Source organism: Salmonella sp. 2020_1395 (genome assembly GCF_043848115.1).
Lineage (GTDB): Bacteria > Pseudomonadota > Gammaproteobacteria > Enterobacterales > Enterobacteriaceae > Salmonella > Salmonella enterica.
In genome coordinates, this window is the sequence record NZ_JBCMFH010000018.1 from 45,366 (window position 1) to 71,382 (window position 26,017).

The 26,017-nt window shown below is 51.5% G+C and carries 35 protein-coding genes; 9 read left to right on the top strand and 26 right to left on the bottom strand.

Translation table 11 applies throughout. The features are described 5' to 3' along the window. Positions 1–42: 42 nt before the first annotated feature. The 13 genes from ACH0WD_RS21245 to ACH0WD_RS21305 all read right to left on the bottom strand — a co-directional run bounded on the left by ACH0WD_RS21245 (position 43) and on the right by ACH0WD_RS21305 (position 8,613). The gene (locus ACH0WD_RS21245) at positions 43–2,001 is read right to left on the bottom strand and encodes a ParB/RepB/Spo0J family partition protein (protein WP_001145459.1); all 1,959 of its coding nucleotides are present in this window, start codon (positions 1,999–2,001) and stop codon (positions 43–45) included. 58 nt (positions 2,002–2,059) lie between these two features. After that, entirely contained in the window at positions 2,060–2,293 is a 234-nt protein-coding gene (locus ACH0WD_RS21250; RefSeq protein WP_000005985.1) for a DUF905 family protein, read from the bottom strand. 57 nt (positions 2,294–2,350) lie between these two features. Then, complete coding sequence (locus tag ACH0WD_RS21255) at positions 2,351–2,878, bottom strand: single-stranded DNA-binding protein (protein WP_001276114.1); 528 nt, start codon at positions 2,876–2,878, stop codon at positions 2,351–2,353. Positions 2,879–3,261: 383 nt separating this feature from the next. Then, complete coding sequence (locus tag ACH0WD_RS21260) at positions 3,262–3,633, bottom strand: hypothetical protein (protein WP_001392076.1); 372 nt, start codon at positions 3,631–3,633, stop codon at positions 3,262–3,264. Positions 3,634–3,646: 13 nt separating this feature from the next. Further along, a complete protein-coding gene (locus ACH0WD_RS21265; protein ID WP_001027495.1) occupies positions 3,647–3,838 on the bottom strand; it encodes a hypothetical protein in 192 nt (63 codons plus the stop codon). Beyond that, on the bottom strand, positions 3,835–4,257 hold the full coding sequence (locus ACH0WD_RS21270) for a DUF1380 family protein (RefSeq protein WP_077539907.1): 423 nt from the start codon (positions 4,255–4,257) through the stop codon (positions 3,835–3,837). Before ACH0WD_RS21270 ends, ACH0WD_RS21265 begins: the two co-directional genes overlap by 4 nt. Before the next feature lie 46 nt (positions 4,258–4,303). Continuing rightward, the gene (locus ACH0WD_RS21275; RefSeq protein WP_001198928.1) at positions 4,304–4,729 is read right to left on the bottom strand and encodes an antirestriction protein; all 426 of its coding nucleotides are present in this window, start codon (positions 4,727–4,729) and stop codon (positions 4,304–4,306) included. 416 nt (positions 4,730–5,145) lie between these two features. Further along, entirely contained in the window at positions 5,146–5,922 is a 777-nt protein-coding gene (locus ACH0WD_RS21280; protein ID WP_214019265.1) for a hypothetical protein, read from the bottom strand. A 50-nt stretch (positions 5,923–5,972) separates the two neighbouring features. Then, positions 5,973–6,407, bottom strand: coding sequence for a DUF1380 family protein (locus ACH0WD_RS21285; protein WP_053001039.1), 435 nt, complete (start codon positions 6,405–6,407; stop codon positions 5,973–5,975). 13 nt (positions 6,408–6,420) lie between these two features. After that, on the bottom strand, positions 6,421–6,642 hold the full coding sequence (locus ACH0WD_RS21290; RefSeq protein ID WP_001104885.1) for a hypothetical protein: 222 nt from the start codon (positions 6,640–6,642) through the stop codon (positions 6,421–6,423). Further along, positions 6,643–7,326 carry a DNA methylase gene (locus ACH0WD_RS21295; RefSeq protein WP_021513974.1) on the bottom strand — a complete coding sequence of 228 codons (684 nt, stop codon included), beginning with the start codon at positions 7,324–7,326 and terminating at the stop codon, positions 6,643–6,645. Between the two features lie 75 nt (positions 7,327–7,401). Continuing rightward, positions 7,402–7,707: a hypothetical protein gene (locus ACH0WD_RS21300; RefSeq protein WP_015058890.1), complete on the bottom strand. Its 306-nt coding sequence runs from the start codon at positions 7,705–7,707 to the stop codon at positions 7,402–7,404. Positions 7,708–7,710: 3 nt separating this feature from the next. Beyond that, positions 7,711–8,613 carry a DUF1281 domain-containing protein gene (locus ACH0WD_RS21305; RefSeq protein WP_001442863.1) on the bottom strand — a complete coding sequence of 301 codons (903 nt, stop codon included), beginning with the start codon at positions 8,611–8,613 and terminating at the stop codon, positions 7,711–7,713. A 417-nt stretch (positions 8,614–9,030) separates the two neighbouring features. On the opposite strand from ACH0WD_RS21305, the gene ACH0WD_RS21310 reads away from it, so the two are divergent. From ACH0WD_RS21310 to ACH0WD_RS21320, 3 genes are read left to right on the top strand one after another with little or no spacing between them, the layout of a single operon-like run. Next, positions 9,031–9,279: a DinI-like family protein gene (locus ACH0WD_RS21310; RefSeq protein WP_000618110.1), complete on the top strand. Its 249-nt coding sequence runs from the start codon at positions 9,031–9,033 to the stop codon at positions 9,277–9,279. Beyond that, complete coding sequence (umuD, locus tag ACH0WD_RS21315; protein ID WP_000109071.1) at positions 9,276–9,713, top strand: translesion error-prone DNA polymerase V autoproteolytic subunit; 438 nt, start codon at positions 9,276–9,278, stop codon at positions 9,711–9,713. Before ACH0WD_RS21310 ends, umuD begins: the two co-directional genes overlap by 4 nt. Then, positions 9,713–10,987, top strand: a complete 1,275-nt coding sequence (locus ACH0WD_RS21320; RefSeq protein ID WP_000457498.1) for a Y-family DNA polymerase — start codon at positions 9,713–9,715, stop codon at positions 10,985–10,987. The genes umuD and ACH0WD_RS21320 overlap by 1 nt, the downstream gene beginning before the upstream one ends. A 1-nt stretch (position 10,988) precedes the next feature. On the opposite strand, the gene ACH0WD_RS21325 is transcribed toward ACH0WD_RS21320, so the two are convergent. The 6 genes from ACH0WD_RS21325 to ACH0WD_RS21350 form a co-directional block, all read right to left on the bottom strand. After that, positions 10,989–11,405 carry a plasmid partitioning/stability family protein gene (locus tag ACH0WD_RS21325; RefSeq protein WP_001278818.1) on the bottom strand — a complete coding sequence of 139 codons (417 nt, stop codon included), beginning with the start codon at positions 11,403–11,405 and terminating at the stop codon, positions 10,989–10,991. Continuing rightward, positions 11,398–12,378 carry a plasmid segregation protein ParM gene (locus ACH0WD_RS21330; protein WP_000688514.1) on the bottom strand — a complete coding sequence of 327 codons (981 nt, stop codon included), beginning with the start codon at positions 12,376–12,378 and terminating at the stop codon, positions 11,398–11,400. Before ACH0WD_RS21330 ends, ACH0WD_RS21325 begins: the two co-directional genes overlap by 8 nt. A gap of 412 nt (positions 12,379–12,790) precedes the next feature. Continuing rightward, the gene (locus tag ACH0WD_RS21335) at positions 12,791–13,099 is read right to left on the bottom strand and encodes a hypothetical protein (RefSeq protein ID WP_000030199.1); all 309 of its coding nucleotides are present in this window, start codon (positions 13,097–13,099) and stop codon (positions 12,791–12,793) included. Positions 13,100–13,185: 86 nt separating this feature from the next. Continuing rightward, positions 13,186–13,830, bottom strand: a complete 645-nt coding sequence (locus ACH0WD_RS21340; RefSeq protein ID WP_001144036.1) for a ParA family protein — start codon at positions 13,828–13,830, stop codon at positions 13,186–13,188. 179 nt (positions 13,831–14,009) lie between these two features. Further along, a complete protein-coding gene (locus ACH0WD_RS21345) occupies positions 14,010–14,789 on the bottom strand; it encodes a site-specific integrase (protein WP_001164198.1) in 780 nt (259 codons plus the stop codon). Between the two features lies 1 nt (position 14,790). Beyond that, positions 14,791–15,204 (bottom strand): hypothetical protein, encoded by a 414-nt coding sequence (locus ACH0WD_RS21350; protein ID WP_042199921.1) that lies wholly within the window; start codon positions 15,202–15,204, stop codon positions 14,791–14,793. A 569-nt stretch (positions 15,205–15,773) separates the two neighbouring features. On the opposite strand from ACH0WD_RS21350, the gene ACH0WD_RS21355 reads away from it, so the two are divergent. Further along, positions 15,774–16,031 carry a hypothetical protein gene (locus ACH0WD_RS21355; protein WP_000343085.1) on the top strand — a complete coding sequence of 86 codons (258 nt, stop codon included), beginning with the start codon at positions 15,774–15,776 and terminating at the stop codon, positions 16,029–16,031. Beyond that, a complete protein-coding gene (locus tag ACH0WD_RS21360) occupies positions 16,031–16,621 on the top strand; it encodes a hypothetical protein (protein WP_243046274.1) in 591 nt (196 codons plus the stop codon). Before ACH0WD_RS21355 ends, ACH0WD_RS21360 begins: the two co-directional genes overlap by 1 nt. Positions 16,622–16,638: 17 nt before the next feature. Here ACH0WD_RS21360 and ACH0WD_RS21365 read toward each other — a convergent pair whose 3' ends face one another. After that, positions 16,639–16,986: a DUF6404 family protein gene (locus tag ACH0WD_RS21365; RefSeq protein ID WP_000142441.1), complete on the bottom strand. Its 348-nt coding sequence runs from the start codon at positions 16,984–16,986 to the stop codon at positions 16,639–16,641. A gap of 118 nt (positions 16,987–17,104) precedes the next feature. Between ACH0WD_RS21365 and ACH0WD_RS21370 the strand changes: the two genes are divergently transcribed. Further along, positions 17,105–17,452 (top strand): colicin E1 family microcin immunity protein, encoded by a 348-nt coding sequence (locus tag ACH0WD_RS21370; RefSeq protein WP_016232722.1) that lies wholly within the window; start codon positions 17,105–17,107, stop codon positions 17,450–17,452. Positions 17,453–17,469: 17 nt separating this feature from the next. Here ACH0WD_RS21370 and ACH0WD_RS21375 read toward each other — a convergent pair whose 3' ends face one another. Then, positions 17,470–19,350 carry a colicin Ia central receptor-binding domain-containing protein gene (locus tag ACH0WD_RS21375; protein ID WP_061671619.1) on the bottom strand — a complete coding sequence of 627 codons (1,881 nt, stop codon included), beginning with the start codon at positions 19,348–19,350 and terminating at the stop codon, positions 17,470–17,472. A 278-nt stretch (positions 19,351–19,628) separates the two neighbouring features. Next, the gene (gene yagA / locus ACH0WD_RS21380; protein WP_395202329.1) at positions 19,629–20,975 is read right to left on the bottom strand and encodes a protein YagA; all 1,347 of its coding nucleotides are present in this window, start codon (positions 20,973–20,975) and stop codon (positions 19,629–19,631) included. 353 nt (positions 20,976–21,328) lie between these two features. Here yagA and ACH0WD_RS21385 point away from each other — a divergent pair, with 353 nt between their 5' ends. The 3 genes from ACH0WD_RS21385 to ACH0WD_RS21395 are packed head-to-tail and all read left to right on the top strand — an operon-like array spanning position 21,329 to position 22,747. Then, positions 21,329–21,931: a ProQ/FINO family protein gene (locus ACH0WD_RS21385; protein WP_061671620.1), complete on the top strand. Its 603-nt coding sequence runs from the start codon at positions 21,329–21,331 to the stop codon at positions 21,929–21,931. Between the two features lie 55 nt (positions 21,932–21,986). After that, positions 21,987–22,481: a hypothetical protein gene (locus tag ACH0WD_RS21390; protein ID WP_015058884.1), complete on the top strand. Its 495-nt coding sequence runs from the start codon at positions 21,987–21,989 to the stop codon at positions 22,479–22,481. Then, positions 22,481–22,747: a hypothetical protein gene (locus ACH0WD_RS21395; RefSeq protein ID WP_000627832.1), complete on the top strand. Its 267-nt coding sequence runs from the start codon at positions 22,481–22,483 to the stop codon at positions 22,745–22,747. The genes ACH0WD_RS21390 and ACH0WD_RS21395 overlap by 1 nt, the downstream gene beginning before the upstream one ends. Before the next feature lie 191 nt (positions 22,748–22,938). On the opposite strand, the gene ACH0WD_RS21400 is transcribed toward ACH0WD_RS21395, so the two are convergent. The 4 genes from ACH0WD_RS21400 to repA form a co-directional block, all read right to left on the bottom strand. Continuing rightward, positions 22,939–23,220 carry a hypothetical protein gene (locus tag ACH0WD_RS21400; RefSeq protein WP_001105066.1) on the bottom strand — a complete coding sequence of 94 codons (282 nt, stop codon included), beginning with the start codon at positions 23,218–23,220 and terminating at the stop codon, positions 22,939–22,941. Positions 23,221–23,325: 105 nt separating this feature from the next. Then, positions 23,326–23,601, bottom strand: coding sequence for a type II toxin-antitoxin system RelE/ParE family toxin (locus tag ACH0WD_RS21405; RefSeq protein ID WP_000421259.1), 276 nt, complete (start codon positions 23,599–23,601; stop codon positions 23,326–23,328). Then, complete coding sequence (locus ACH0WD_RS21410) at positions 23,601–23,885, bottom strand: CopG family ribbon-helix-helix protein (protein WP_001178087.1); 285 nt, start codon at positions 23,883–23,885, stop codon at positions 23,601–23,603. The genes ACH0WD_RS21405 and ACH0WD_RS21410 overlap by 1 nt, the downstream gene beginning before the upstream one ends. Before the next feature lie 903 nt (positions 23,886–24,788). Further along, positions 24,789–25,820, bottom strand: a complete 1,032-nt coding sequence (gene repA / locus ACH0WD_RS21415) for a plasmid replication initiator RepA (protein WP_000907852.1) — start codon at positions 25,818–25,820, stop codon at positions 24,789–24,791. Positions 25,821–26,017 lie beyond the last annotated feature (197 nt).

The following is a 26,017-nucleotide window of genomic DNA, read 5'->3' on the forward strand; positions in this document are numbered from 1 at the left end:
CTTGCTGCCGCCCCGTCTCCGGCGGGGCGGTGTGGTTGTTCATCAGGCGGCATCAGCCAGGTTATCGGTGCGTTCAGTGGCATCTGTCTGTGGATGTGGAGCACACATCCAGCCTGGAACCCAGCGGTTGTCTTTCATATGGTGCTCTGCATGTTCAGCCGCATCACCTTTCTTCATCTTCTCCGCGTCCCGTGCGGCACCGGACAGTCCGGCCTCATTCAGGGCTGCGATAATTTGTGGCCTTTTCAGGTGTCCGAAGAAGTTTGCTTTTGTCGGCTGCCACCAGTCGCGCATGTGAAAACCGATGGCGCTCTCCAGCGTATCCAGCGGGCTGCGTGACGTGTGACCACACTCGCGGGTCTGAACGCCGTGGATGCTGCACGCGGTGCAGAAACTGAGCAGGGATAACAGCACCTCCTGGCTGAGCGACAGGAACGTCGTCATGTCCCGTGACCATCCCTCCGGTAACAGGGCCGCAAGACGGGCTTTTTCTGCCATCAGCGCCATGAACGCGGCACCTTCCTTCCCTGACGGCGCATCGCTGGTCAGCGAATAATGTTTACATTCCAGGCTGATTTGTGCTGGTTTACTGTACGCTCCGCTGCCAAACACATTCAGGCAGAGCGTCCATGCCAGCAGTGCCAGAGATTTGTCCGGTTGCTGCATGAGTGCCGCCTGGACTGCCAGCGTGCGTTCGGAAGACATTTTCGTCAGCAGTGGCAGACTGATTTCCTCCACTGATGCTTTCTCCTGCACCTGTTCCGTGCGGTCAGCGTCGTCAGCCGCGTCATCTTCACTGCGCAACTGCACACCACGCTGGACACACACATTACCGTAACGCCAGGACACCACCACACCGCTTCCGGTACGCATCTCCGGCGTCCACGCCCTGACCTTCGCCATGCAGCGCATCAGCTTCATTTCTGCTTCCAGCAGGTCGGATTCCTCACACTGGTTTTCCAGCGCGTCGTAACGCGTCATCAGTTCGTTCAGGCGTTCTTCTTCTGCCTCCGTCAGCACCGCTTCCGGCTCCGGCAGACAGCGGTATGTTCCGGCATCCTCACGGCACTCACCGACAGGCTCCATGCGCCCGGCGCACCATTCCCAGCCTTCGGCTTCCCGAAGGTGTTCAGCGACAGCCTGGAGTTTTTCCAGCAGGGCGGCATCGAGCGCCACGCAGTCCACATAGCCACCCTCGTCGTCGCTGAACAAATCGGTGCGCAGTTCGTCTGGCGAGAAGGCATCAGCCCCCACGAAGCGGAATTTACTGTTCCCCGCCACCGCCACTTCACTTTCGGTAATCAGGTTGCGGATAACCCGCACATCCGGTTTACCGCCCCATCCTGACTGGCAGGCGGCTTCAAACACCTGCACCTGACGCGCGGTGTCGTTCTCCAGCGCCAGCGCCTGACAGTGTTCGGTGGTGATGCGGTCTTCTGCCAGCGCATCAAGGATGACGGGTGCAAGGTCTGCCAGTTTCAGCATTCGCTGGACGTGGCGGGGTGAATAGCCCAGCAGGTCGCCAGTCTGCGCAGGTGTTTTGCCTTCCTGCGCCATTGCGCGGAATCCGGCAATCTGTTCGGCTGGGTGCATATCCCGACGATGACCGTTCTCGGTCATCGATGCAGCCGTCGCCAGTTCCTGCGGAATAATTTTCACGCGGACAGGCCAGTCAGCCGGAAGGATGTTGCGTTCTGCCAGCATGTTGAGTGCTGCCAGTCGGCGACCGCCTGCGGCGACACCGTAACGGTCACCTGGCAGGGCATGCACGACCAGATTCTGCAGCAGGCCAACGCCCTTAATGGACTCAGCCAGTTCGCTGACGGACTCCGCAGAATACGGCACCGTGCGCACATTCAGCGGTGATTTAATCAGTGAGGCCAGCGGCACGCTCACTTCCTCCGTCTGCGCCAGCAGGGCAGACAGGACAGTTTCCTGCGTTTTTGCAGATTTACGGCTTGCTTTGCGGGTGGTTTCTGGTTCACACTTCGTTACAGGCATAATCATCCCCTTATAATTGCTTATGTCCTGCCGGACGTTCGCGCGTCCGGCACCTCTCTTACTTAAGAATCCCGAAATCACGGATGGCATGGTTCATCCAGTACCCGGCACCGTCCTCAAAATTCCAGGTACGCCAGACCATTGTTCCGTTATTACGGACAACCAGGCGAAAATGTTCTCCGTGGTCATCCTCGATAAAGACGTTCCGGTACTGTGCGGCAACGGCTTCGGCATGTTTGCGGGTAAAAGGACCGTCAGGCAGTCCCTGAAGTATTCTGAAATATTCGCTCATCCTCATATCTCCGGTGATGCCCCGCGCAGGGCGGGGCGGTTATCACAGTCAGGCCAGTCAGAACGGGATATCGTCTGAAAACCCGTAATCCTCCCCCTCCGGCGGTTGCGGCTGAGGCTCGGGCTGCGCGGCCTTACGTCCACGGCCTTTCGTTTTCGCGCCACCTTTTTTCGTCGCGTCAGCACTCTGTGGCTGCCCATTCTGCTGAGGCTTCGGTTGCGCCTGAGCGTTCTGCTGTGGTGCACTCCCCAGCATCTGCATGGTGCCCGTGGTCTTAACAAGAATTTCAGTGACGTAACGGGTGATACCGTTATCTTCCCAGCTACGGGTACGGAGTTGCCCCTCGATGTAGACCTGCGCGCCCTTGCGCAGATATTCACCAGCCACTTCCGCGAGCTTGCCGAACAGCACCACGCGGTGCCATTCTGTCTGCTCCCGCATCTCCCCCGTCTGTTTGTCGCGCCAGCTTTCTGACGTAGCCACCTGCAGGTTTGCCACTGCGCCCCCGTTGGGGATGTAACGGACTTCCGGATCATTGCCCAGACGCCCGACGAGGATGACCTTGTTGATACCACGTGCACTCATAAGAACCTCCTGACTGAAAGATGTGAGATAAACCGGATACCGGCGACGGGACGTTCATGTGCCCCTTCAGAGGAGCGAAAGCTCCTCCTGCCGTCCACTTCACAGGGGTTTCTCCCCGCAGTGGACCTTTCCGATGGGGGCCCGTTTACCGCCTCACGGGACAGCTGTCCGGGGGCGGACGCAAAATTTTTAGCCGGGTTCATGGCTAAAAATTTTGTGGCCGGTGCATCTCACCCTGGACAGATGGAACGGGAGGGGGTTACGTCTGCCCCCCGGAAAGTCCACAGCGGGAAACAGGCCGCAGGGGTGGCGGCAGGAGGGAGGACTGCTGCGCCATCAGGCGCAGTTTCCTCACACACCGTCAGGTGTGCAGGGAGCGCAGGTCACGGCGCGACAGGGGCGGCGCGACCGGAACGGTCGCTGCAAGCCGGGTTTTCACGCATCGGACCGTAGCGGCAGCCCGAAACCGCGCCAGCGGGTTCGGCGGAGACTGGCGGGTGCGCCAGCAGCTGCCCGTCGGAGTCGGGCCTGACGACCGGATGCCGCCAGGCAGCCGGGAGCCGAAGTGGGCGCAATAAAAGACAGCCAGAAACGGTGACAGTGTCACGGAATATCACACCTGTTCCCTGCATACAGCCATACACTACCTTCTGACCGGAAAGCCGGGCCGGCAGCGCCGCAGGCGCTGCACCCCGCATTTCCGGCAGGCGCCAGCCTGCCAGGGGTTTTCGCGCGGGCTGACAGGCGGCCTCCACCGCCTGCCCTGTATCACCTGTTTCTGCTGCCCTGTAAGATGTAGTGACCGCCCAGGAAAACCGCCTGCTGATTCGCCACAAAATCGCAGATTTCATCAACAATCTGCGCGGTGGTGAGCGGTTTCTGCCCCATCTCACGACGTCGTGCATTAATCACGGCTTTGTAATTGCGCAGAATTTCGCGGGTTTCTGTGCTGATATTCATGACATGTGCTCCCCGTCCAGCGCCTGTAACACAACGTCCATTGCTTCGCGTTCCTCCCTGACGAACGCATCACCATCGCCCCCGTTCTCACTCCCGACGGCATACAGGCGCTTCATTTCACTGCCTGCCAGCGCCAACACTTTTTCCAGCATCACCGCCGGGACTGTCACATGACGGCTGGCGCGCTTTTCTTCCATCAGTTCACGAACAACGTCGTGAACAACGCTGACATCCGCACCATGCTCAAAGGCATCGTCCAGCCGCTGCATGACGGTTTCCAGCTCATCGTCTGTCAGACTCCAGTCCTGGGCTATGTGACGCACATCCCCACGGGTCAGCACCACGGCAAAAACGCATTCACTGTCCGGCACGTCTGTATCCAGCACTTCGCGGATAATTTCTTTAACAGTACAGTACATGTTCTCGTCTCCTTTACAGGGGCGGCATTGCCGCCCCGTCCGTTAATCAGTCCAGAGCCGCGTAAATCGCGTTGCATTCGGGGTGAAATTCGATGTGACGCCACAACTGCGCATCGCGCATCCGGTAAAGCTGGGTCAGTCCTGCATCCCCGCTGTCGTGGTACAGCCACAACTGGCGGTTAATCACAAGGGAGGTAAGGATGATGCCTGCGGCATCAGCACTCACGGTACGGTCAAACCAGTTTGCACCGTTCACCATGTGGAAACGGTCGCCATCCGGCATCATGTAACCGCCACCGTCCGGCAGGCGGATGAAGTGCCAGAAGCCTCCCTGATATTCCGGCATCATTTTTTGCGCCAGCGCGTACACATACGCCTCGGCATACAGAAAATCGTTGCCAAACAGATACGGCAGAAAGGAGAGACGGTCGCACTCTTCAACATTCAGAGTGACAGGTTTCGCATATTGCATGATGTTTTCCTCCGTTGTTCACATATTCCGCGACACCGGGCGGTGCCGTGCCTCCATAAAAGCCGGGCGAACAGGCGGGGATGCAGGGGCGCAAGGGAAGCCGCAGCCTGACGCACACGGCTGACGGGAGTTGCAGGGTGAGACCGCGAAATCTGAGCGGGTGAACGACCGGAAAATCACGGCAGACGGGAAGGAGGGACCGGGTGACCGCAGCGGCGAAGCGTACCCTTGCATCAACGCCAGCCCGGCTAAGATGGAGGCACGGCACAGCCCGCACACGACGCTGAGGCCACATAACTGAAAAACCACAAGGCCATGCCCCGCATGGCCGGGTAAAGCGGAGCCGGCGGCGACTTCCTTTGTGCTCTGTCCGGGGACCGGCAGGAAAAAGGCGGGGATTTACCCCGCCAGTGTCATCATTTCCGGATTTTTGCCAGGGCATCCGCCATGCTGCGGATTTCGGCCCGGGCTTCCCGGACCACCTCCCGCAGAACACCACGGTCAAACCAGCGGCGGGGCGGTTCATCCGGTATACGCAGCACATCGCAGGCCAGCCCACTGGACAGGATATGCTCAATACAATCGCTGACCAGGTACATTTCCACCGACGAAAAACGAGCGCCCCGGTTCAGGATGGCATCGAGCACCACGGGCAGGTTTTCGTCGTCTTCATCGAGCCAGCAGGGGTGATCGCTTTCCTTCACCACCAGGCGAAAGCGGCGGGTCTGGCGGGTCAGCAACGTCTGACCGGTGGTGGTCAGCGCCGCCCGGATACACCGCGCATCTTCTGCCACCCGGCAACTGACACTACATACTGCATCGCGCACCGCATCAAGAACTGCCCTGATTTCGTCCTCTGCCAGCCACTCACCGGCATACGGGAAAGACACCTGCGTTCCGTCTGCCGGAAGTACCGGCAGCGACTGCCACTGACTGCCGGACAGAACAAGTTCCGCTCCGGTTCCGGTCAGTTTCTGAATGGCGGAGGCCAGGAGCGGCGGCAGTACGCCGCCGTGACGGTTGATAAGTAAGGTCGCCAGCCGGGGCGCATCCAGCAGAACATAAATGCTGATCCAGCCCGGATACTTCGGGTTACGCTGGTCAACATCCGTCTCTTCCGGCCAGCCCTGCGCCAGCAGCAGGTTGCGGGCGTGACGACAAATCAGTGCGTTCAGCGTGCTGTTTTCGTTCATGATTAAGCGTTCTCCCTGTATCGCCGCCCGCAGGGCAGGCGGCGATAACATCAGTTGTTTTCGTGTGTGTTGTTTTTCAGCAGGGTGCGGGCCTGATTAACCACCGCCTGACGGCGGGTAACGCATTCCGGGACGGCGAGGCCGTTATCACGGGCGGCCCACTCACGTTTCCACAGTGCCTGTTCAGCGGTCTGAATCAGGGACGCCAGCAGTTCAGCCGGGACGGTCACCTGGCGGTTTTCGCTCACGTTATTGATGATCTCCATCGCCACGCCGGAAGAAATACCGGATTCAGTCCGCTGGTCTTCCGGGATGTCCTCCAGGCGCGCCAGGACGGTTCTGATTTCATGATCGGACAGGGAAATATCCATTCCGTCAGCGAGGGCCTGAATCTCTTCCGGGGACCAGATAACCAGCATCAGCGGCATGTCTCCCGGATACTTTACTGCCAGCTCCCGGCATAGCGTTTCGCATGTTCCGTACATTCTCGTCTCCTTCTCAATCTTTAAAGCACGCATCCAGTTCCAGAATTTCGGTATATGCCTCCATCAGGAGGCGGTTTGCGCGAAACAACGTCTGACGCACCAGACGTTCCGGCAGGGTGTCAGCATTAAAGCTGTACCGCCGCTCCATCTCATTCATGGTTGTACGCAGGTCGCACATGGCATTGGCCACCTCCGCCACTTCGGCGCGAAGTTTTTCGTGTCCGGCATAGTTCATTTACGCAGCCTCCGGCATAAACCAGTCATCATTCGCGGCCCCCTGCTGCATGGCCCGTTGTACGGCAGCCAGTCGTTGCTGTCCGGCACGGTGATACTGCTCAAGCAGCTCGATACCGATATACCGGCGTCCGGACTGGAGGGCGGCAACGCAGGTTGAGCCGCTGCCTGCAAACGGGTCCAGCACAATTGCGTTCGGGTGTGTGAAGCTCTCAATCAGCGGTTGCAGGCTGGTAACAGGCTTTTCCGTCGGGTGATGATGATTGCCTGAATATTTCCAGCCCAGCACGTCCGGCAGCGGTTTTTGTGGCAGACGTGGACGGCCTTTTGCCAGGATGTAGGCGCATTCGTGGCGATAGCCCACATATGCGGCCTTCGATGTGTAGTTTTTGGTGAAGACCAGGTGACCAACAACGCTGAATCCCGCATTTTTCCAGGCGGCCATAAAGCGATCGACGCGGTTCCAGCCGTAGAAGCTCACCATTAACGCGTCTTTTTTCAGCACGCGGAACATTTCATTACAGGCCGGTTGCAGCCACTCATCGGTTTTATCGCCGGCGATGGTGCGCCCGGAACGGTCACGGAAACCGACGAGATATGGAGGGTCGGTGAGGATGAAATCAATGGCGTTATCAGGAATACGGGCCATAACATCGATGCAGTTACCGAGGACAAAACGGGACATACGAAACTCCTTCTCTTACAGAGGGCACCGGGAGGGCACCCCTGTGGTGCCCGTTCCCCGCTGCCTGTGGGCTGTTCACCGCGTCCGGTAACGGGTCAGGCCGACCGTGGAATATCGCAGCCGTCGTCTTTTTGACGGCGAGAATATGCCGCGAAAGCGGCTTGAAGGGCGTTCATCAGAAAAGGGCGACGGGCTGGCGTACACTGTCACCGATGCCAGCCGGGAGCGGTAAAAGCGCCCGTCCCGTGCCCGGCCGGACGCGGGACACTGACCACAGGCAGCGTTTATGCCGCGCCGCGTCAGCCGGCGCAGTAAAAAGAGGAGCACGGCGACATCCTTTGTCGGAAAAGAAACGGGCGGTTTCCCGCCCGTCTCCGTCATACTTCATCCGCCATAATGCGCCACATTGTCGACTATCCACGCAGGTCCGGTGACTTCCGGCAGCTCATCGTCATCTGTCGGGGAAGACCATTCCAGTTCCCCCCACAGCACATCAACGAGCTCTCCGCGCTCATACAACTGCCAGCCACAGAAATCACAGCCCTGTTCGGCATACCAGTGCTCCAGCGTGCAGCTGAAACGGCGGCTTAATTCTGCAATAACGTCGCTTTCCGGCTGACACCACGGCGTGTCGAAATCCACCTGAATGAAGTTGTCTCCCTGACTACTGATATTCACCTCATACCCCACAGGCCACTTCACGCCATACTGTTCCGTATACCAGTGATATGCAGAAGGAACACCGTTCAGAACACCACCGTTAAAGCCATTCACTTCAACATCCAGGCGGGTGGGCAGAACCGTCAGCAGGTCAAACGGCATGGTTTTTTCCGGCAGTACGTTGTCACACAGACGGTTCCACCACACCGATACATCCTCGTTACTCCAGAAGCCACACCAGTCACCTCTTTTTGCGGTGAAAAGTGCGGTGATGGTATCCCTGACATCGTCCGGTAATCCTTCCCAGCGACACTGTCCAGTACCGCTCTGCAGCCAGAGTTTATGCAGCATCAGGCAGTTTTGCTCATCCAGCAGTACACCGTCCTGCAGGTATGTCAGCCAGCGGGTGAACGCGATATTCTCCGGCGATACAACGCCACGCCCGGCAGCCGTCAGTCCGGGGCATGGTTCAAACCGCACATCTTCAGTGGTCTGCAGAAGTCCGGCACTTCCGGCCAGAAACAGCTGAATACCTTCATTTGTGGCGCGGCGATAAAGCGGTGTGACTGCACCGCTGGCCAGTCGTTTAATCTCAGCAATCTGTGCCGGTTCACCAGAAAAATGCATACGATTTGAGCACCAGTTTGGCATGGGAATTCTCCTCTCACATGCGGCCTCCATCAGGCCGTGCCGCACCTGTAACCGGGCGACCGCATACGAATGCAGGTGCGGCCCCGAAGCCGCAGCGCGTGGAGGAGGAACGACGAAACGTGACCGGGTGAGGAGGCCGGCGACAGCGACACACTTGCATCGGATGCAGCCCGGTTAACGTGCCGGCACGGCCTGGGTAACCAGGTATTTTATTCACAGAACCGTGCGCAAAATGCTGTGGATAAGCTGGACACAGCAGTCCACAGCAGGCATACCGCCACACCCTCAGAGAATTGAGCGTTTTTTAGTCACAATAATGACATTTGACTGTGTGTGGATTCAGTTATTAGAATACTGTATATGCATACAGCAATAGAAAAGGGAGATGAGAACATGATCCGCATTGAAATTCTTTTCGACCGCCAGAGCACAAAAAACCTCAAATCAGGCACACTTCAGGCGCTACAGAATGAAATCGAACAACGTCTGAAACCACACTACCCGGAAATCTGGCTGCGTATAGACCAGGGCAGCGCCCCGTCTGTATCTGTCACAGGAGCCCGCAACGACAAGGATAAAGAACGTATCCTGTCTCTGCTGGAAGAAATCTGGCAGGACGACAGCTGGCTGCCTGCAGCATGAGTACCGTTTATCACCGTCCGGCTGACCCTTCAGGCGATGACAGTTACGTGCGCCCGTTGTTTGCCGATCGTTGCCAGGCCGGTTTTCCTTCGCCTGCCACTGATTATGCTGAGCAGGAACTGGATCTGAACAGCTATTGCATCAGCAGACCTGCAGCCACCTTCTTTCTGCGCGCCAGCGGTGAATCGATGAACCAGGCTGGCGTGCAGAATGGTGATCTGCTGGTAGTGGACAGGGCCGAAAAACCACAACACGGGGACATCGTTATCGCTGAGATCGACGGTGAGTTCACCGTCAAACGACTGCTGTTGCGCCCACGCCCGGCACTGGAGCCGGTTTCAGACAGCCCGGAGTTCCGCACACTGTATCCGGAAAACATCTGTATTTTTGGTGTTGTCACTCACGTGATACACAGGACGCGGGAGTTACGCTGATGTTTGCACTGGCTGATATCAACAGTTTCTACGCCTCATGTGAAAAAGTTTTCCGCCCGGACCTTCGCAACGAACCGGTCATCGTACTCAGCAATAACGATGGCTGTGTGATCGCGCGCAGCCCGGAGGCAAAAGCCCTTGGCATCAGAATGGGGCAGCCCTGGTTTCAGGTGAGACAGATGCGCCTGGAGAAGAAAATACATGTATTTTCCAGCAATTATGCGCTGTACCACAGCATGAGCCAACGGGTCATGGCTGTTCTGGAGTCGCTTTCTCCCGCAGTTGAGCCCTACTCAATTGATGAAATGTTTATTGATTTGCGGGGGATAAATCATTGCATCTCTCCGGAGTTTTTTGGTCATCAGCTCAGGGAACAGGTAAAGAGCTGGACAGGACTCACCATGGGGGTGGGCATTGCGCCTACAAAAACGCTGGCTAAAAGTGCACAGTGGGCAACAAAGCAATGGCCACAGTTTTCCGGTGTGGTCGCGCTGACGGCAGAAAACCGTAATCGGATCTTGAAGCTACTGGGACTGCAGCCAGTTGGTGAGGTCTGGGGAGTAGGACGCAGACTGACGGAAAAGCTGAATGCGCTGGGTATTAACACAGCACTGCAGCTGGCGCAGGCTAACACGGCATTCATCCGGAAAAACTTCAGCGTCATTCTTGAGCGTACGGTACGCGAACTCAACGGCGAGTCCTGCATATCCCTGGAAGAAGCACCACCGGCAAAACAGCAGATTGTCTGTAGTCGCAGTTTTGGTGAACGAATCACAGACAAAGATGCCATGCACCAGGCTGTTGTTCAGTATGCAGAGCGGGCCGCAGAGAAACTACGTGGGGAGCGTCAGTATTGCCGGCAGGTGACGACATTTGTACGGACATCCCCCTTTGCAGTAAAAGAACCCTGTTACAGCAATGCCGCTGTGGAAAAGCTTCCATTGCCCACACAGGACAGCCGGGACATTATTGCCGCCGCATGCAGAGCCTTAAACCATGTCTGGCGTGAAGGGTACCGCTATATGAAGGCAGGAGTCATGCTGGCTGATTTCACACCATCGGGTATAGCGCAGCCGGGATTATTTGATGAAATCCAGCCCCGTAAAAACAGTGAAAAGTTAATGAAAACACTCGATGAACTGAACCAGTCGGGAAAAGGGAAAGTGTGGTTTGCGGGGCGAGGAACCGCCCCTGAATGGCAAATGAAACGGGAAATGTTGAGTCAGTGTTATACAACTAAATGGCGAGATATTCCCCTGGCCAGGCTGGGTTAGTTCAGTCATCTCCGAACATATTTTCAGCGTTTCTTCTGGTCTGGTCTTCACCGTCATTTCTCGACAGACTCTGCTCTGTAAGAGGAGTACTGCAATCCACAGACGTATGGAGACCAGATTGTTTTTCCAGTAATTCAAGCAATTTCTTTTCAACCGAAAAAGCACCTGGTATCACGCTGGAAATCACCTTATTAATATCATCCAGAGTCGTATTTTCTGTCAGTAACTCCGATATCAGCAAAGGAAGACGTTTATCTATAGCTGCAAACGCCGCACCAGTAACTAACATCGCGCGCATGAAACGTCCCCGCTCCTTCAGTTTTTCATTTGCAATGAGCTCATCTGCTATCTTATCTCCTGTCCGTTCATCCGGGAAAAGTTCAAATGAGCAGCGTCTGGATTTATTTTCATCACTCATTAGTCACACCACCTTTCATTTTTATCATTCCCATGACTAAATCAAACTGCGGGGATGAGCTCAGATAAAAGCGCTCATCAGGAACCTTAGTCAGGTTCTTCACAGCCTCGGCCACAATTTCAGCCCCACCACCAACACACATTACATGTGTATAGTCGGTGAAACGGCTGATGACATCATTAACTCGTTTAATAAGCAACTTCTGCCGTTCATTGATAACATTAATGATAGACTCACGCTGTTCAGCATTATAAATGCGACGGGAAAGGTAGTCAGGTTCATTACGGTGCACAATGATATTGTCAGCCTGGAATGAGCTCACTCTTGTATTAGCATGTACAGCCATCTGTTCCTTAACCCCGGATGTAATCAGGGACACGCCGATATTTGGATCACACCAGGTTTTTGTAATCCCTGTCATTTTGCTACGAACATGCGACACATCAAGAGTTGTACCACCGAGATCTACGATCAAAAGGGATTCATCATCCTCAAGCCCCGCAAGAACACTGAAACCAGCGGGAATACTTTCAGGAAGAACGGAAACACTGCGAATAACAAATGCATCACTCCCCTGCACCCGTACTTCACGCATCACATTTTTTTTCTTTCTTTCAATGTTTTGCTTATTTTTCTGATTGTTGGCGTCAAGGTATTCAGAGATCGGCAATGTGACGATGACATCAACAGGCTGCGCTTTCAGGCCGGTCTGCTGTAGCGCATGCTGAATGGCCACAACATTCACATCACTGTACTGATAGCGTGTTTCAGTCGTTACGACAGCATCAGCACTTAATGGATCAAATGAAAACTTCTCGCCGTCGATCTCGTAATTAGCCGGGGCAGCATCATCCAGTAAACTAAAAGACCATTCCGGTTTAAAGCTGTTAGGGCTGATTAACGTTTTCACGTCACCATCCTCCAACCAGGCAAGTTTAATGTTGGTAGAACCATCATCAATAAAGATTTTCATAACCAGTCTCCGTTGCTCATAAACAAATAGAAAAAACAAACATGCTTCATACATGCAATGTATATTCAATTATAATGAAAAAACGGTCTTTCTGAAAGGACAAATACAACATAAAAACACGATAAATTGCATGTACATTGTACACACAACTTTAAGACCAGAGGAAATCATAGATACAAAAACATTATGAAGGTTATATGTGATACATAAATGCAATATAAAAACATCGTGGACATCATGGTTCAGGTTAGGGGAAAGGAATGAAATGGTGAAACTGAGAGGAAAGGAAAGCGGTGACGAATCATGTCACCATAAACAGAAAGATGTCTAATGGGGACTCTTTAGGTACGTGAAGAATCCCCATAACGCATTTAAAAGACACACATCAGATACCCTTAAGGTATCCGATAGTTTATTGACCTATTGCACCATCACGTTCAAGCTTCTCTCTTATAGCCTCAATAATATATGAGCTAAAATCCAGAGATGTTTTACTGGTCGCTTTAAGTTCCGCATGAGCTTCAAAATACGACAGCGGTATGGCCTTAAGATTCTTAGCCTTCGTCCTGGCAGCCACGGGACGACCTGAAACTTCCTCTGCACCTTCATTTGGCTGAGACGGGGCTGTTGCTGTTACGGCAGAAGAAGAAGTTTGTAATCTGGCAGAATCCACCAGGTTTTTCAGTTTTTCAGCCTGTGCACTAAATTTCGCTTTGCTCATGAGATAACCCAGGATGTTTGTTAGATACTTAAAAGATATCCATTAAAAGCCCAAAGGATACTATATGGATACCCAATAGACACACCTTACTGTTTGTTATTTTCAATCAGATGATTGATTTCTTCGATCAGGGCAATAACTTCCTTACCTCCTGCCGAATAGCGCCCATGAACAGACTCAGTGATTCCCATCCCAGTCTCAATGACATCCTCAAATTCTGCACGAGCAGAAATGCGGCTCTTCATCAGCTTCAGATGTTTGAACGATGGCAGGATTGCATCAAGCTTAGGGAATTTCTTCTTGTTAGGATTAACTTTACAGAGATACAGGTGAGCAGTTATATCGGTCCCCATGATAGAGCTGATTTCGTCCAGTACTCCATCAAAATGCATCAAACCAATACGTTCAGTCAGGGAGTCTTTTGAAGGGACAATAACGCAGTCTGCAAAGGCAATCGCAGTACGGGTAAGATCTGAGTCAAATCCCCCACAGTCAATAAGTAACGTCTTATCGCTGTTCTTGTAGGGAGTCATAATTTCGATTAACTCATCCACTGTTTTGGGTACTTTCACGGAAATTTCTTTTCCTTCAGGTCTCAGCCCCAGAATGATAGAAAGCCCGGTATGAGTATCCAGATCAACTGTATCAGACTTCATTTCACCAACAATGTTTACGGATGAAGTTGTCTTACCCACACCACCTTTGGGATGCGTATTAGCAATAACAGGCATAGTGTATCTCCAGAATCCACATGTAATACCCATAAAGCCCCCATAAGACACCTTTCGGATATCCAAGAGGTACTCAATAGATGTTTTTTTACTCTATACCGGTCCTGCATGTCAACAGAATATGAAATACCGATAATATATCCATGAGATATCCGAAAGGGATTTAAAAAAGTCAGAGCTTATGGAATTCTTTTGAGCATAGACACCGCATCGGACTCAGGCATCGAAAACTGCACCCGGTGCCGTGCAGCCACATCCAGTGCAAACACCTTCGTGTAGACCTCCGTTGAGCTGATGGACTTATGCCCCATCAGACTCTGCAGGACCTTCAGCGGTATACCGGCATACAGCATATGCATCGCATAGGAATGGCGGAACGTATGTGGCGTGACCGGGACAGAGAACGTCACACCATCAGCGGCAGCGGCGGCAACCGCCTCCCCAATCCAGGTCCTGACCGTTCTGTCCGTCACTTCCCAGATCCGCGCTTTCTCTGTCCTGCCTGTTCGTTTATTACGCCGTTCCATGGGGATTTTCAGTGTGGCCACCATCGTCTGCAGCTGGCTGACGTACCAGGCGTCGGAGAGCGGAACCAGCCGGTGAGTCTGCTGACCGGCGGGCATTCTTCCTGCCGTCCTGGCGGCTTTTTCTGTCCGCTGCTTCAGAGTGGCCAGCTGCACAAACGGATACGGGGGCGTGAGCGAAAAATCCCCCCGCGTCAGCGCCAGTGCTTCATTAATGCGCGCACCGGTGTTCCACAGTGTGGCCAGCAGCATCTTGCGGCGCAGATCCGGGACGTAATGGAGCAGGGCGCTCACTTCAGGGGCCAGCAGGTATTTTGGCAGTTCATCATGAACCATCGACATCTGGCGGAGTGCCAGCGCTGCCGGATAATCGATGGCAACAGGAAGCTGAGCGGCATCCCGGGCATGGTGGATCGGTGCCGGCAGGTGCTGCATATCAGTGTTCACTCCACGGGGAAACGTCGGGCAGGTTTTCCACAACACGGTACTTTCCCGGATAACGGAGCTGGTTACCGCCACGCGTCCAGACGGTGACAACAAAACCCCCTCCCTGGTTGTTTTCGGGGAGCAGGCGATCGCACTGCTCACTCAGCATGTGGATCACAAACGGCGCATCGCTGCCGTCTTCAAATACCAGTTCCAGCGCATCGCGGCCATTCAGCGTTCCCTTACTGATGATGACGTACTCAGCCCCCCGCATCTCCCTGAGTAAATGTTTTGCCGCATCCGGGACAAGCAGCCTGGCTGCGCCGGCATTCCAGCTGAGGTAGACATATCCGGCCTGCGCCTGTACAGACTGCCAGTAATCCGTTCCGGCGACAGCCTGACCTTCATTCTCAATAAAAAACATGGGCGACTCCTTTTTTCTTTTCCGGGCAGGGACGGTCATGCGATAACGTCATCCATCATCACTGCCCTTACCGTCACGCCGTCTGATAACATCATGCCGTTATCATCATCACCATGATAACAAGCATCCATATAACCACGCCGTTAAATTACCGGAGAGCTGTTTTCGTCAGATCCGACTTTCCTGAATATCACAACTTTCCGGAAGTGTACCACGCTGAGGAATAAATCATATTGCTGTTTTCCGCCCCTGCGCGGCGCATCACAGGTCAGGGAGATGACACAACATATAGTGTCATTAGCAGCTGAATCAGGCACTACATGTTGTGCTGGCAGGAGGAGGCGTTGTGTGGGGGGAGAGGAAGATCCGTAACCGCCGGAAACCGGATCTGCGCGGCGGGAAACGGGCAATTAATATGATTATAAGATAAAAAATATAAAATCATAGTAGATATGATATTTATCATTAATCATACAATCATACCTGATATGATATTTACATACACAGAAATAAATCAGTTCATATATGATTTAATTCTTAACAGGAGATTATCAGATGGAGTGTGCAGGATGGATGAAGAAAGGGTGTTTTCACTCAGCTATGAACAACTGACCCGGTTTGCGGAAAAACGCATCCGGGAATGCAATCTGGACAGCCAGGGCGCGATTTATCTCTGCGAGTCAGCCAAAGCCGGAGCCGTGCTGATCTTCTGGCATGAACTGGCCATAAATGGCTATGCCTCAATGAATGCCATAAAGAGACAGGAGCTCATTGACGCCGACTTTCAGCGCCTCAGAAACCTCATCTGGCCGGAGGATGACAGGTAATGACCCAGAGCCGCCGACCGTCGCCACTGCAGCGGAGAGTGCTGATTGTGCTGGCTGCCCTTGATGAAAAACGGCCGGGACCCGTGCTGACGCGGGACCTGGAACGGGTGCTGGAACGAAGCGGGGAGGCCCCGGTCTACGGGCCAAACCTGCGCGCCTCCTGCCGTCGTCTGGAGGATGCCGGCTGGCTTCGTACCCTGCGCGCCCCGAATCTGCAGCTGGCTGTCGAGCTGACGGACGCCGGCCGGGCCGTGGCACAGCCTCTGCTGCTGGCAGAACAGGACCGCCTCCGGGCAGAACAGCGTGCGGCAGAAGTCGTCGTACTGCCGCTGGTCCCGGCCGCAGGTCTGCCCGCAGACGGCACTTCTGCCACTGATCTGGCGGTGGAGCTGAACGGCATGACGTATCAGGCCTGCCGTGGGGATTTTGTGGTACGTCTCGACGGCAGCACCTGTCTGCAGTTATGGAATAAAGAAGGCAGGGTGGTACGCCTGGAGGGCGATCCGCTGGAAGTGGCGCAGTGGCTGCAGGCCTGTCACGATGCCGGAATGGCGGTTCGTGTACAGGTTAATGAAAGCGTCACCCCGTAAAAACATACCAGCACGGTTTACACGTCATCCCATGATGGCAGCCGGTTAACTTTCCTGCGCCACCAGTGGAAAGAGGCCATGAGCAGTCCGAACAAAAAACCACCCGTGATACTTATAATAATGGCCTCACCTGCCACCATTCCTGACGGCCCCCAGTAGATAAACCACATTGCACATCCCCAGGAAATGCCCCATAAGCTCCCCATCAACAGTGTGACCTGCCAGAACGGCATAAAGGGTAATGGCGGAAGCCGGATACCCAGCCGCCAGAGAATACGCAGAAGAGGAGGGGCATAATTGCTCCGCCACATCTTTTTGCTGTCCATCAGGGCAATGGCCCGGGCTTTTTTCTGCTCAAAGGTCACAGGAGCACCTCCGTTCCATGATGTAAACGTGACACAGCTTATTGTTATTGATTATTATTATCATACTGTGATTATGTTATCACGCACCGGTACACGATAACAATAAAGGAGAAACCAGATGAAACTGGATATATCTGTAAAGTATTTACTGAAGAGCCTGATACCAAGCCTCATTATTCTTACAGTTTTTTATCTGGGATGGAAAGATAACCAGGAAAATGCAAGAATGTTTTATGCGTTCATCGGATGCATTATCAGCGCCATTACTTTTCCTTTTTCAATGAGGATAATACAGAAAATGGTAATAAGGTTTACAGGGAAAGAATTCTGGCAAAAAGACTTCTTTACAAATCCAGTTGGCGGAAGCTTAACTGCAATATTTGAATTATTCTGTTTCGTTATATCAGTTCCTGTGGTTGCCATTTACTTAATATTTATATTCTGCAAAGCCCTTTCAGGAAAATGAAAGGGCATCATTATGTGTCAGATACCAATAAGTTTATTGACCTGCTCAATAAACTTATCATTAACAAGCGCACTCACTGCAGCCATAATAATTGCAAAACCCAGAATACCTACAGGGGTTCCCAGCATGACGGAAAACGTCCATGCTGTAACTGCTGAAGCAGCTCTTCCTGCTGCCAGTGATTCAAGTTTTACAAAAAATGGACGCCAGTTGTCTGTTTTTACAGCCTTTTGTAACTCCACAGCAACATCATAACGATCAATAACTTTTCCGGTAAAACCAAATGCCTTACTGAACAGCTTAAAATTCTCCGCCATATGGACCTGATTAATAGCTTCCAGGGCTTTAGAAATAGCCATGCGATCTTGTATGCTATATTTCTTGTTCAGATTATTACGAAATTTATCAAAAGCGTTCAGTGCATCATCCACACTCTTAATCTGTTTCCCTTGAGATACAGAAGCCAGCTCCTTAGCAAGTTCGGATGCTTGTTTACCGAACTCATTATATATCGTTCTGTAGAAATCAGAGGTGAGTTTTATGGCATCCTTTACCATATTTATTTCATCCCTTTTTCTTTTCTCTTCAGCTATTTTATGATTGATGTCAGCAATCTGGCTACGGATATTCTCTTTTTCCTTCAACAGGGCATTAAGAGCGTCATTTGCATGCTTTTGTTCATTTGTTCTGGCACTGACGTTATTTCTCGCCGAATTTACCGCAGATTCAGCAGAGGTGATTTTATTTCTGGCATCAAGCAATCGTTGCCGTAACTTATCCCATTCAGCAACTTCAGCATTATAAATTTTCTTGTCACCTTCCACATCCTCTGTCACCACCGGATTCCGGTCATTCAGAATATTGCGTTTATAGTCCAGACCGGAATGGGTCAGAAGATAATTCAGGTTTGCACGGTTATCGATGACCGCGCTGGTTGTGATTTTTATCGTACCGGCAAATCTCGGATCACCACTCACAACAATAGAATGATTTGTTGATGAACGCCCCGGGAATTTTTCAGGGGAAACTATCGTTTTGCCGTCAGGCGTGTTTTTCTGTTGCGTCAGCTGTTGTTCAGCTCTGGTTAATGCATTACGGGCCGTGTTAAGCGATTCCGTCACCGAACTGAGTTTATTCCGGGCCTCTGAAATGGCCCTTTCATTCCGTGTCTGCTGCCCGAGCAGACGGGCCTGTTGTGCATCAAGAACGGCAAGGGCTGCCCCGCCATTTTTTTCCAGCTCTGACAACCGCGTGTCCAGAATACCTTTTCTGCGCTCGTATTCAGCAAGCATATCAGCGGCCTTCTTGTCTGCGTTCTGCGCATCCTTCTGCCGTTTTTCAGCCTGTTCGATTAACGACCTGGCCTCCCGGGGAGATATACGAAGAGAATCAGCATCAGCAAAGAGCATCCGGCTCTCTGTATGCAGCCGGAGGGCATCATATCCGGCGATTTCAGTACGGAATCCGTATTCTCTCAGCTCTGCCTGCAGGAGTCTGAACTCCTGTCGTGTAATATCAGCGGCATCTGCGTTTCCGGCACGGAGTGTTTTCAGTGTGTTTTCATCTTTTTCCCTTGCAGCAATCGCCGCAGAGAGGCGTTTTCCGGCTTCAGTACGCTTATTCTCATTCTCTTTCTGCTGCGCGCTGAGCGTGTTTTTGTACGCTGTGATTTCCTTGTCCCTTTTTTCGATATCACTTCGGGTTGGGGAATCATCAACCCACTCGTTTCCGCCCCAGATGGTTTTGTTCCCGAAGGAACTCCATGCAGGCGGGGTACCATGAAAGACATCGACACGTGGAGGGTTTACATAAATATCAACGGCCATAATTTCATGGCCATCTGAATCATACCCCAGCGATTCTGCACCGGGATTTGTAATACGTACAGGGTCAGACATTCGGTATCTCCTTCATCCTCTGAGGAAAACAAATGAATTAACTGCTTACGCATATGGATACATATACAGTATTAATTTATTAAGGAGAAAATGGCATGTCAAGATTTGATGATAGTGATTATCATTAACATGAAGTGATGTTACACCGTTCAGAAAGCCTGCTGACGCTGTGGCAGCATCACAGTCTGGGTATTCTCTGGTGCAATACAAAAACCGGACTTTCCCGTAACAACAGACAATGTTACGGGAAAAGTTACAGAACTGAGCCACAAAATATCTCAGTACCTGAGATGCATAAAAACACCGTACATATGTTTCTTAAAAGGGGGATGATCGTTATCCAGCCATTTCGGTGGATCGGTATGCAGAACACCAATCTGCTTCATGCCGGTATGCTGCCTGGATTTTCTCGCGCAGTAATCACTGTCTTCATATCCCATCGTTTCGATGACCACTCTGGCCGTCTTTCCGTCAGGAGCCCTTGCTGTGACAATGAAATCCGGCAGTACATATTTCTTTTCACCATTAACATAAACTTCTGTATCAAACAGGGGCCTTTCCAGACTTAATTCCGGCGTACCTGGCTTTCTTTTAAGCCAGCTGGCCACATTCAGAAGAGCAGTGAGCGTGTTTCGTTCCAGTTTGCTGTCCACAGGCACCGGACATGTCAGTTGATAAAGAGCATGAGCATACCCTTCACTGCAGATGATTCTGCCATCGGCACTCCGGCAAAAAGCAAGAATAACCCAGTAAGGGGGACGTATTCCGCCCTGCGCTTCACCATTAATACTGATCCCCCGCACAGGTCTGATGACCTGAATATTACCGTTCGCCCAGTGAATTTCCACAGCATCACGACAGATGTGCTGCGCCATAAAAATCTGAAAGAACATATGCTTTCTTCTGGCAGGCCAGTGTCGTTCTGAATTCTCCAGCGTTTCCATTAACCGCTCCTGAGACCTTTCAGACATTCCTGGCCGGAAATGGATAATTTCAGATAAGGCTCTTCCCCGAATATACTCCTGCTGTAGTGTAACCTGCCGTATGGCATCAAGACACTCACGATAATTAGTCCGGATACGGGGATTAGCCAGGGAATCCAGTTTATTCAGCCCTGCATCTTCAATAAGCGACAGGAGTAAACGGCCAAGGCGCGGACGTTTCTTGCGAACGGAGGAGCGCTCACCATTATGGTAAGCAGAGCGGGCCTGCAGTCTGATAACAGAATTACTGTCATCAGGTGGTAAAAAGTTTCTGTAATTTATACGGGTGCTAACGGGATGCCGGCTTGCTCCGAAGGATGTTTCCTCTTCATTTCCGGATAACTGACGATACATGGGGCATTCAGGTGCATGCTCATGATTAAAACTGGACAGATAAAGAGTACCCGTATTGTTTTTAAGAGCAGCAAAATTCATGGCCGGCGAATCTCCCGGAATACAGTCACACTGTAACCATGCATCATACTCACGCATTTCCCGGAGAATATCATTGGCCAGGTTATGTAGTACCATGGTTGCTGGCTTTTTCAGTCCACAGACCGTCTTTACTGCAGTCTCTTCCTCACTGCTAAGCTCCCGAATCACTTTGCCCCGGGGATTCTTCTTTACAAGTATCATTGGCATAATGAAAGCACTCCTTATGTACATGCTTAAACAGTAAGTAAAATATACAAAGAACACCCCATGAAACAAAGGCAGAGATGAACTGTGCGCCCCGGTATCTTCTTCTGATATCCTTTCGAATGAATTGTTTTTATTTATATCATGACAACATTAAAGTGAGATAATATATCAACCATGTTTCTGTCAGGGTTCAGTAGAATATCAATTCGACTGTCACGCCATAACTGTTACTACCTCGAGTATAAATATTCAGAGAACGGACTTATTAGCCATGAAAAATCACCTGATGGAAAATTTACTAATTTATGGATTGTGATATTATTAAAGAGTAAAACCAGCCAGCCGAGGTATTTATGGGAAAAAATCAGGAAGAAAGGAAAACTCCCGTCATTGTGGTGAAAAAACGTCGTACTTTTTCGCCACCGTCCTTATCCGAAAAAACAGATATTATCACACCTGTATTTACTGAACAGACGGCAGAATCAGCCCCCGCCGGAATAAATTCATCTGCCGTCGAAACACATATCCCCGAAGCGCCAGCCAGGAAGAAGAAAAAGAAAAGACACCGTTTTCCACGTCCCTCCCACTGGACCCGTGAGTATACTCACGAGTGCGTGGAAAAAATAAAGGCCCTGTTTCCTCATCTTCGTGCTGAAGGTGGTGGATTTATTCCCCTGAAAATTGGCATAAACAATGATATTTCGGCATTTCTGGCAGAACACCCGGAGACAGAACTGACCATGGACGAATGGCTCTGTGCAGTGTCCTGCATCACATCCCGCCGCGTATATCTGCAGCGGACAGCTGTCGCCGGCGTCCCACGTTATGGCCTGGATGGTCACCCCAAAGGGCAGGTCTCAGACTCTGAAGCACAGAGTGCCGGTCGCAGACTGGCGACATTAGAACAAAAGTGGCTCAGGATGCAGGCACAGCAGGAGAATATTTCTGGGCAATAAACACTCCTGATAACAGGTGGACATTACGTATCAGAAAAAATGGGAAGAGAATGTTATGTGTGATTCAGAAGCGGAGAAGATTTTATTCATCCTGAATAAACATGAACGGGCATACAGACGCCTGATCCCCGTATATATTTTTTTAGCTATAGTATTATGGATTTTACCTATTCTCCTGATTATATACCTGTATTTCTGTATAGTTGACAATGAGTTTCTCAGAATCGGTTTCTGTATTGCATGGACAGCATACTACTTTCTTTCGCTTTTCAAGTATTTTGTAAAATACTTCTTTCCTCTCGATCGTGAAGATTTGCTTAACCTGATGGATCTCGCCAAAGATTCTCCTGATGCGAAACAGGAGCTTCTTGAGCGTCTTTTGTCCGGAAAAAGAATGACCGGGCGGGATGAAATGGATATCAAGCGCATTCTAAAAACAAAGGAAGCACTTGATAACATCAGGAATTTTATTGATAAACAGCAGTTAACGAATAATGATACTCCGAAGAAAAGCACGGTCCCAAATGAAGATAAAAAAGGCATAAGATGATGATCACAGGAAATGGAATAAACACTGTAACTGTCAATGGAAAAGTGAAACACATCACAGAACTGGATTATATAACACTTTGTTTAGAGTGGACAAAACTACGAGAGGAAAACAATCGTCTTTATGAAATTAATAACAAGGCAAACAGAGGATGGCGTGGTTTCATCCTAAGATTGATAGGGGTTAACCTGCCAGATAAAAGGACTGAGTTTACACAACGTCTCTTGTTGACGCGCAAAATTTCGGGTTCGGTCATGAAAAAGTAACATATTCTAGGCTGGAACAGACCAATTTTGCATTCGCCGTCCAGGAGTTTGAGGGGAAAGTAGTCAGTGTTTTACGCTCAGTCAGGGAAAGTGTGCAATGATAAATGACACGAAAGGAATCGTAGTACATGGGCACCGCGATTCAATATTCAAGGAAAAAACAATACAGCAATGTACTTGTTCTGTTTCTATTATTCTGGCGATTTCAATAAAGGCACTTGCTCGCGCTCTGTCATTTTCTGAAACTCTTCATGCTGCATTTCGATTTTCCTTCTAAGATCATAACTCGCATACCTGTTCTTTTTATGTATATCTATATCTATTTTTGTGACGAGTTCAAACCACAATGTTCGCACTCCCCATGCAGCGTTATGAAACATTTCCGCAACGGCTATAGAGTCTGTATTAACTGCTTCAGTCATGTAGTCGCTAATACGTTCAGCGGTAATTTTCGTTATTTCATCGTAATTCATTTTATCTCCTACAAGATTATTTAATGGAATGCAAAATATCTGGCCTGATAATAATGTTCCAGAATTAATATCTGCAGGCTATGTTAAGTTGTCCCCACACACAATCTACCTGTTTTCTCGTGTGTGCCACAGGCGCAATACATAAATAGTCTGGCCAGTAAGTTCGTAACGGATTTCGTACTCGCCAGCAAAAATCCGTCTGACCTCCCTGGGTTCAAACTGAAATAACTGTTCCCCCATACGTGGATGAGTTAACAGAATGACCGGAGCCTGTGTCAGGGACTGCACCGTTCTGGCGGCCGCAGGTTTACTGGCCAGCACCAGAAAATCATATAACCGCGCCAAATCAGAAAGCGCCTTACTGGTCCACTTCAGTTCCATCAGCGTGGCACCGGTAACGGATTGTCAGTACTGAGGCTGTCCGCCCAGGCCTGTACAGCCTGATGGTCGATAACCTGTCCGGATGTCACATCGTCCAGGGCTTCCAGCGTCAGGCGATTACGCTCCTCCTCCTGGGCAAGCCATGCAGAAAGCGCCTGTTTGATAATCCAGCCCCGGGAGCGTTCCAGTCTGGCGGCCATCTGGTCGACTTTATCAGCCATAGGTAATGGCACATGCGCGGTAATTACTTTTGTTGCCTGTGCGGTATTGTTTTTCATTTGCATATCCGATTAGCTGTTAATCATATTTAATCATAGTGATTACTTTCAGACGAAACAAGGCAAATAATGCGCGTCAGCGCATGTAAGGCGGCACTCCGTTGTTACATATGGCACAGAAACAAAACCGCCGAAGCCCGGCGTCAGCCGGTACTGATTGATAGATTTCACCTTACCCATCCCCATCCTGCTAAGCCATACCCGCTTTCAGCCAAGAAATAGATTCTGTGCGCGGTCGGAGTGGTCCCGACAAGGGTTTACCCGCAGTCGGGGCGTATCTCCGCGTTAGCGGGCCGTCAGGGCCGCTTACGAGCGTGTACTGAGGACTTCCAGCCAGAAGACTGGCAGCGATGACAATGTAGTTACAACATTCATAATTAAAAGCGATGTTGTTCCCGCCCTTCGGGCGGGGGCGGCTTCGCTTTTCAGTTATGAGGGGTGGGCACGGTGCTGCGTTTGTGTGGTGTTTTTTATTCCTGATGTTTTCGCGGTGGTTTCAGAACGGTGAGGTTCGGGGCCCGCGCGTTAGCGTGGGAGGTGCTTTTAGATTCTGAGCGGCGAGGCCTTGGCCGCTGCAAGCGAAGGCCTCTTTGTATTTGTTCACAGTGGTTTCAGAGATAAAGACTTTCCCTGCGGCGAAGCAACGCAGGGGATTAAATAATGGGGTTAGGACTATATTGCAGGTTTGCTGTTTCAGGTTTGCAGCTTTTTAAAGTTCTTTGTTTGCGGATTTATGTGGATAACTGAAACAACGTGGCCATGTTCTGATGACTGATACGTGGTTTTATGGGCAGATATGCCCCTCTGAGGGGATTTAAGGTGATTACTGCAGATTTTGGGCTGAGCGGAATCAGCGCCGAAAGCCCCGGAGGGGCTGGCGATGATTCAGTGCTGAAGGAATGGTGCTGTCTAGTGCGGCGGTGGCGCAGCCAGCGTCAGTTCAAGCTGACGCAACTCCCTGATGGCCAGTCGCTTCAGATGGTCATCGGAACAAAAATAGGCTTCATCCGGCGGCAGACGCTTCCTGAGATACTCTGCCATCTCATGAATCTGCTGGTCGGCAGGCAGTTTCTTCAGACGTCTGGCGCGCTTACTGGCTGCCGCTTTTGCACGACGGTGTTTCAGTGCATCCTGGCTGCGCTGCAGATACCAGCGTTTTCTGGCCGCATGTACGGAGATATCTTCATCCTCACGCAGTACGCCTTCCCGGATGAGTTGCTGGCGGATTTCACTTTCACGCAACCGCTTCTGCTGCTGTTCGTGAAGTTTCACCATGTCGACGCCCAGCATCTGCCAGCCTGCCGGTGTTATCCAGACGTAACGTGGCAGACGCTGGCGGGTTTCACGGTCCCACAGGGTTTCCTCTGAAACACCCAGCACACCAAAACGTACCTGTTCGGCCAGCAAACGGGAAAGGCGGGAGACCGTCACTTCCAGTTCCGGAATAACCTTCCCCTTGCTGTCTTTCGGGCTGATTTCTCTGGCCAGACGGGAAACACTCATGCCTACGGTATGTGTGCCCGCATCACTGAAGCTGACCAGAACCGGCCAGACGGCATCGAGGAGGCGTTGTTTTTCCGGACGGAAAGCATATTTGCGACCGGCATACGTTCGTTTCTGCACGTAAAAAGGATGCAGAGACATGTGCATGCGCAGGCTCTGCTCGCCGGTCACCGGGTCCTTTTTCACCAGACGGTTGTAGGCGTGCCCGAGCTGCCCGCTCAGCGCCTTATAGCGCTCAGGACGATACCAGGACGGATTTTCGCATTTGGGTTTGGTGGAGTGCTCACCACGACGACGCTTCGTGCGCTTCCTTTCCGGTTCAACCAGGAAAGTGGTCGCCCTTCCCGCTTCATAGTCTTCCCAGAAACGGATCTGCTCTTCGGGTGCTAACTGACACCAGTGTACTGCGTTATATGGAGTATTCTTCAGACCTGCCACAAGCTGTCGCTTATGGCGGAGCGATTGTGCCGTGTATTTATACACTGCACAGGGTTGAATCTCTGGTACGGTTTCATTATACTTTACCCGTATTCTGTGAGGCCCCCACTATCTTTCGTCGTTCCGCCAAGTTCGTAAGAAAGATAGTGGGGGTTTTCCTTTTATGGCTTCCGGAACATCTTCAGTCTTCTGACTTA